Origin of the sequence: Pararhizobium antarcticum, from assembly GCF_001885585.1 — a bacterium.
Taxonomy (GTDB): Bacteria; Pseudomonadota; Alphaproteobacteria; order Rhizobiales; family Rhizobiaceae; genus Pararhizobium; species Pararhizobium antarcticum.
Map to the genome: position 1 here is coordinate 1 of NZ_LSRP01000158.1, position 5,900 is coordinate 5,900.

Consider the following 5,900-nt stretch of genomic DNA (forward strand, 5'->3'; position numbering starts at 1 on the left):
CACGGTGTAGATCCCCAAGCCCTCCTGCATTCGTCGCAGAAGAGAAATAGGTGGCCGGATTTTACTCCGCCCGCAGCCGGACTATTCCGCCGCTACCGTGGCCGACTTTTGCACCGCCGCTCTCATCTCAAGCTTTAAGTTCCATAAATGGGCGTTATCCCACCGTCAGAGAGAATGGGGGGACTGTTCTGATCTATACAGATGTGGGATGTTTGACAAACTTTGCCAAAATCGGATATAATCCCTTCAAATGGAGGTTTCCGATGGCGACAATGAACGTATCTCTTCCAGACCCGATGAAGGATTGGGTGGAGGCGCAGGCCAGGACTGGACGATATTCGAACGCTAGCGACTACGTGCGCGACCTGATCAGACGCGACCAGACACGAAACGACAAGATTGCCGCCATGCAAAGTTTCGTCGAGGCCGGGCTCCAAAGTGGCGTTGGCATTCGATCAAAGGATGAACTCTTTGCTGAGGCGATGGCTCGTGCCAGCAAGTCATGAGTTTTAAGCTTTCTGTCGAGGCGGAAGAAGACATCATTGCCATCGCTGAGCAGGGTGCCCGTATGTTCGGAGTAGACCAGGCAAAACGCTACCACGATGAACTTTTCGCAATATTTGATCTGATAGCTGCTAATCCACGCATCGCACGCGAACGGAATGAGATCGAACCGCACGTCAGAATTCATCCCTTCAAAGCACATCTCATCGTCTATCGGGTTGAAGACGATGAGAAAATTTTCGTAGTGCGAATTCGCCACGGGCATGAAGATTGGGCAAGTATTTCAATGTAGCGCCACGGATGGAGCTGTGGGGTTTTGTGTGCCTTAGGTTCGAATTGGTTCAAGGCGCTCAAGCACGAAAAGAGCGTCAGAGTCCTGAAGCCCCCAGCACAGAGTTTATAACTTTTTGGGCGTAACTCGGCGATATCTGTCATTGGCGCAATGCAAGTGCATCTTCTAGCATTGGTCAACTCTCATTGAAGGCTGTGGGAGATCGGCGAGCCGCGGAACTGCCGTCTTTAAAGCAGCGTTCTTCGGATTGTTTTCAGCGCCTCGTCCTGGTCAGCACCGTAGGGCAGCAATCCCTTCAGCCTGCCATCCGCGCCGATAAGCAGCAGCGACATGGTGTGGCTCATGTGATAATCGCCATCCGAGCTGGGCAGCTTGGCGGCGTGGACCATCCAGCCGTCGATCACTTTGCGCATTTCTTCAGACTTGCCCGTGATGCCGGTGATCCTGTCGGTAAAGGCATTGACGTAACCGTGCATCAACTCAGGCGTATCGCGCTCGGGGTCCACCGTGAAGAAGTAGCTTTTGAGGGGTGCGCCTTCGGGACCGAGTTCGTTCAGGTAGCCAGCCACCTCGAACAAGGTTGTCGGGCGCACTTCCGGGCAATGGGTGTAGCCAAAGTAAACCAGTGACGGGCTGCCTTTGAACAGCGACTGGTCGACAGGATTGCCCCGGTCGTCCAAAAGCGAAACGGCGATGTCGAATGGTCCTCGGCGCGGGCTATCAAAACCAACCCACACCATTATTCCGATAAGGATCGACGGCACTGTAAACTTAACGAGCAGCGGTCAAGAATTTCATCCTCCGCTTTTGCTCATGCGGCCTGCAGGCATGCGACTTCATTCCACAACAGCATGGCTGCGGTTCTCAGTTCGCGGTGATGGTCGGACGGGATATCGTGGCGTGGAACGTGGAAGAGATTGGCGACAGGATCATGAATTGAGACGAAACGCTGAAGATGCCGGGCTGACTTGAAGCCCTTCATGATCCGCTCTCGCCGTCGTGTTGGTTGATGAGAATTTTCCGCCCGGCTATTCAGGCCTTTGTGGGATCGATGTTCAACACCGGGCATGATGTTGCGCTTTGCAGCGCCGTAGGACCGCAGCTTGTCGGTAATCATGACTCTCGGCGCGTGCCACTGTGCTTTCAGAAGCTTTCGCACCAGACGTTTGGCGGCCTTGGTATTGCGGCGGCTCTGCACCAGCACGTCGAGAACGAAGCCATCCTGATCGACAGCCCGCCAGAGCCAGTGTTTTCCCCCGCCAATGGAGATGACGACCTCATCGAGGTGCCACTTGTCGCCGAGCCGCCCGGCGGCGCGGCGCCGGATGTCATTTGCAAAGTGCCGACCAAATTTCTCGGCCCAAAAGCGTACGGTCTGATGCGAGACGGTGATCCCACGCGCCGCCAGCAGATCTTCAACCATTCGAAATCTGAGCGGAAACCGGAAATACAGCCAGACGGCATGAGCAATCACTTCAGCCGGAAACCTGTGGCGGCGATAAAGGGGATTACGAACGGCTTGAGTCATACCGCAAAATCGCACACGTAAATCGAGGGCCAGTTAACGTTACAGTGCCATATTGACTATTCTGCGCTGCATCTCTGACTTGCCCCGCCCATGCCGTGCCGCTATTGGAGGCCGATACAAGCGAGACCCATTTCACAGTACCCGACCTGGATAGCTAATCATGTACCTGATCGACATCCTGGCGATTTCGCTCAGGACAATGGCGTTTGCCATAGCACTTTTCGGTGCGCTTTCAGTGCTCGGCGACAGGCGGCAGCGCCGAGTCGGTTGGGGACTGGCGCTGTTTCTAGGGGTCGCAGCGTTTGACAACTTTGCCGAGTTGGTTGGGCTTTGGGGCCGCTACCCGCGGGTGGTCTGGATCGGCGGGATGGAGTTGCCGGTGACCTTTGCCTATGGCCCTGCAATCTATCTGTACGTTCTGACAGTGACCGGCAAGGCCCTATCCGCCCGCCGAATCCTGCTGTGTATTGGGGCGCCACAAGGCATCGCGCTGATGCTTCTGGGCGGTTTTCTCACACTGCCACGGCAGATGCTGTTCGACATACTAACCAACGCCCCAATTGCAGACAGTGATCAGGCGCTTCTGGCCGGAGCCTTAATCAGCACGACGCAACTGACCTTTTTGGTGCTGACTTTCGGCTTTCTGGTCGCCTGCTGGTTGGCGCTGGACGAGAACCTCCGGCGGCTAAGCAAGCTCCTCTCCTCGATCGAGGACCGGACGCTGGCATGGCTACGGGGAGTGATGATACTGATCGTGTTCGCGTGGGGCTGGGCTGCACTGCAGGGAGTCCTTGAGCAAGTGATGCTAGAGGACGGCTGGCTGGATGCGGTGGACGCCGTCATCACTTTAACCTGGGTCAGTCTTCTGGCCTATTTCGGTATCCGCCAGCGCCCGGTCCTGCTTGCAGCAGATGTCGCCGCCTTGCCCGGACCAGAAATCGAAGCGGTTGGGAAATATGCACGCTCGGCACTGGATGTCGACCGGATGCGAAAGCTTGGCGATCGGATGCAGCAGTTGATGCGCAACCAGTCCCTGCACCGCGACCCCGCTCTTTCCTTGCGCGGATTGGCCGAAAGAGTGGGGGCAAGTCCGAACTATATCTCGCAGACATTGAACGAGCATCTCGGGGTCAGCTTCTTCGATTTCGTTAATGGTTTCCGCGTCGCCGACGCCGAAGCGCTGCTGCGTGACACCAACCTTAGCGTGACCGACATCGCACTGGAGGTGGGATTCAATTCGCGCTCGACCTTCAACGTGGCAGTGCGCAAGCACCGGGGTTTGTCACCGACCGAAATGCGGAACGGCTAGGCCCTGTCCGCGCCTTCCTGTCCGGACGTTCCGGCGTCCGAACCTGCGGGACCGGACGCATTACCCGCACCAATCTGCCAAGGGTTGCCGGCGTTCGGTTTCTGGCGCTTGCAATCCAAGGATACCAAAGATGCCTCTCGACACGTTTCACCGCGGCTTTGGCACAGCCATCCTGCTTGGCAGCGTACTTCTCACCCCCATTGCCGGCCAAGCGGAAGGGCTTCGCTACTCTGTTCGCCTTTATGCCGGTGCAACGACCTCTCCGTTAGACAAGGGCGAGCCGGTGGTTGGTGTCCCCGATCTCCTGATCGAGGGCGAGCGTTTCAGTATTGGCACCTCGGGCCCCACCTATGATGTATTCGATATCGACGGCTTTGGCCTGTTGGCCCGGCTGGCGCCACGCTTTGTCTCAGCTGACCCAACCGAGGTTGCCGGGATTGAACGGCTGGAGAAGGATATCGCGATCGAGGTTGGTCTGGCTGCCACGCTGGCCTATGCCCAGTTCGAGCTGGGTCTTGAGACGCTGAAGGACTTGTCGGACACCCATGACGGAATGGCCATCACGGCCTCAGTTGGCAAGATGTTTAACCTGTCCGACCGTTTTGGCTTCGGCGCGCGCTGCGGGGCGGCTTTGAGGGACCAGAAACTTGCCACCTACACCTACGGCCTGCAACCGTCCGGGGCTGGCGGCGGGATTTCGGCCTACAGGGTAAAGGAAGCCTCCAGCCCGTCCATCGGGGTCGAGGCGACATTTGCGCTTAGCGAAAATAACACATTGTTGGGTGCTGTCTCAGCCGCGTTGCTGCCCAACAGCGTGACCGCCAGCCCGATCGTCAAGCGCGATACGTTGGTGTCTGCCATGATCGGGGTCCGCTATGACGTCTGAACAGGTTGCAATGGTGTTCCCGCCGCAATCATCTTACCACATGCACGGCGCGCCGAATTGGTCGGCAGCAGGTCTCATCGGGCTGTGGCTTGTCGTAGTTCTGCCGATGGCAGGGTTGTCGCTGGGGCTGGCCCCGATCCTGATTGATCGCTATCCGACGCTGAACCCGGGTCTGATCTTCTGGGCTACAATTATTGTCGGGATGGCCTGGCAGTTCGTTGTATCTGTGGCGGTTCTGGTCTACGAGGGTCAGCGCTGGACTTGGCCGGAACTTCGCAAAAGCCTATGGCTTGTGCCACCGCAAGACCCAATATCAGGCAGGGCATCATGGCACGCACTTTGGGTGGTGCTCACTCTGGGCGCGGCTTTTGTGCTTGCCAGCGAGGTGTTTTTCGACTGGCTCGACGCGCTTTTCGCCGTCTATCTTCCCGGGTGGATGCGGCCCCAATATGGCGACATCACGGATCTGGCGACGCCCGCAAACGCGGGGAACTGGTGGATTCTATGGATGGCCCTCGTCTCCTGCCTATTCAACTATGTGCTTGGCGAGGCCCTTTTCTTCCACGGCATTCTGCTGCCGAGAATGGAAGGCGCGTTCGGTCGCTGGGCTTGGCTTGCGAACGGCATCGCTTTCGGCAGCTACCATGTTCATAAGGCTGCCGTTTGGCCAACGATGGTCATTACCTGTCTGGCCTACAGCCTTCCGTCGCAATATCTGCGGTCGATTTGGCCTGCGGTGTTTTTGCACGGGGTGGAGGGTGTGATCTTGATTGGCGCGGTCCTCTTTGTCGTGCTGGGCGGGCTGGGATAGCGTGAGATCACTGTCTTGCGTTTGTTATCCTGGTGCGGGTGCCGAGCCCGGCTTTTCCGCCACGTTGGGCTCTGCCTAGCCCTTGTGTAGGCGGTGGTGCGTGAACCAGTAAATTTACAAGGTGGTCATCTATGGCGTCGTTGAAGGGTTTGCGTAACACACACACAGGGATGCCTCGTCAGGCGGCAGTTTTGCCCTGGCTTCGAAATGGAAAGCAGATGCGTTGATTGAGCATGCCTACCTCATCGCCCGAAGGGCTTATTCAGGCAACTGACTATGACCCCACCGGACATTCGTCTTCAATCGCCTTCAACCTTGGCTCTTGCCGCTCTAGCCCACCTTCGAGATCAACGAATGGATAAAGCGCTCATGCATCAAAAGGGTTCCTTTGCGTGAAAACTGCGATCTGCCGCCGCTACGGCCCGCCCTCTGTCGTCTCGATCGAAAGTGCGCCTCAGCCTACACCCGGCCCCGGTGAGGTTTTGATCTCCGTTCAAGCGTCGGGCTTGACGACCGGCGACGCACGTATCCGCGGCGCGCGCGCACCACGGGGCATGGGGCTTATGATTC

Annotated in this window: 7 protein-coding genes; 5 read left to right on the forward strand and 2 right to left on the reverse strand. The window is 57.5% G+C overall.

Going from position 1 to position 5,900, the window contains the following annotated elements; all coding sequences use genetic code 11:
- Nucleotides 1-263: 263 nt before the first annotated feature.
- Both AX760_RS25995 and AX760_RS26000 read left to right on the forward strand, forming a co-directional pair.
- A complete protein-coding gene (locus AX760_RS25995) occupies nucleotides 264-506 on the forward strand; it encodes a type II toxin-antitoxin system ParD family antitoxin (RefSeq protein ID WP_071835911.1) in 243 nt (80 codons plus the stop codon).
- Nucleotides 503-796, forward strand: coding sequence for a type II toxin-antitoxin system RelE/ParE family toxin (locus AX760_RS26000; protein WP_071835912.1), 294 nt, complete (start codon nucleotides 503-505; stop codon nucleotides 794-796). The genes AX760_RS25995 and AX760_RS26000 overlap by 4 nt, the downstream gene beginning before the upstream one ends.
- A gap of 227 nt (nucleotides 797-1,023) precedes the next feature.
- Here AX760_RS26000 and AX760_RS26005 read toward each other — a convergent pair whose 3' ends face one another.
- Complete coding sequence (locus tag AX760_RS26005; protein WP_245295110.1) at nucleotides 1,024-1,560, reverse strand: SCO family protein; 537 nt, start codon at nucleotides 1,558-1,560, stop codon at nucleotides 1,024-1,026.
- A 47-nt stretch (nucleotides 1,561-1,607) separates the two neighbouring features.
- Nucleotides 1,608-2,324, reverse strand: a complete 717-nt coding sequence (locus AX760_RS26010; RefSeq protein WP_071835914.1) for an IS6 family transposase — start codon at nucleotides 2,322-2,324, stop codon at nucleotides 1,608-1,610.
- Between the two features lie 160 nt (nucleotides 2,325-2,484).
- Between AX760_RS26010 and AX760_RS26015 the strand changes: the two genes are divergently transcribed.
- The 3 genes from AX760_RS26015 (at nucleotide 2,485) to AX760_RS26025 (ending at nucleotide 5,330) form a co-directional block, all read left to right on the forward strand.
- Nucleotides 2,485-3,633, forward strand: coding sequence for a helix-turn-helix domain-containing protein (locus AX760_RS26015; protein WP_071835915.1), 1,149 nt, complete (start codon nucleotides 2,485-2,487; stop codon nucleotides 3,631-3,633).
- A gap of 130 nt (nucleotides 3,634-3,763) precedes the next feature.
- Nucleotides 3,764-4,519 (forward strand): MipA/OmpV family protein, encoded by a 756-nt coding sequence (locus tag AX760_RS26020; protein ID WP_071835916.1) that lies wholly within the window; start codon nucleotides 3,764-3,766, stop codon nucleotides 4,517-4,519.
- Nucleotides 4,509-5,330, forward strand: coding sequence for a CPBP family intramembrane glutamic endopeptidase (locus tag AX760_RS26025; RefSeq protein ID WP_071835917.1), 822 nt, complete (start codon nucleotides 4,509-4,511; stop codon nucleotides 5,328-5,330). The genes AX760_RS26020 and AX760_RS26025 overlap by 11 nt, the downstream gene beginning before the upstream one ends.
- Nucleotides 5,331-5,900 lie beyond the last annotated feature (570 nt).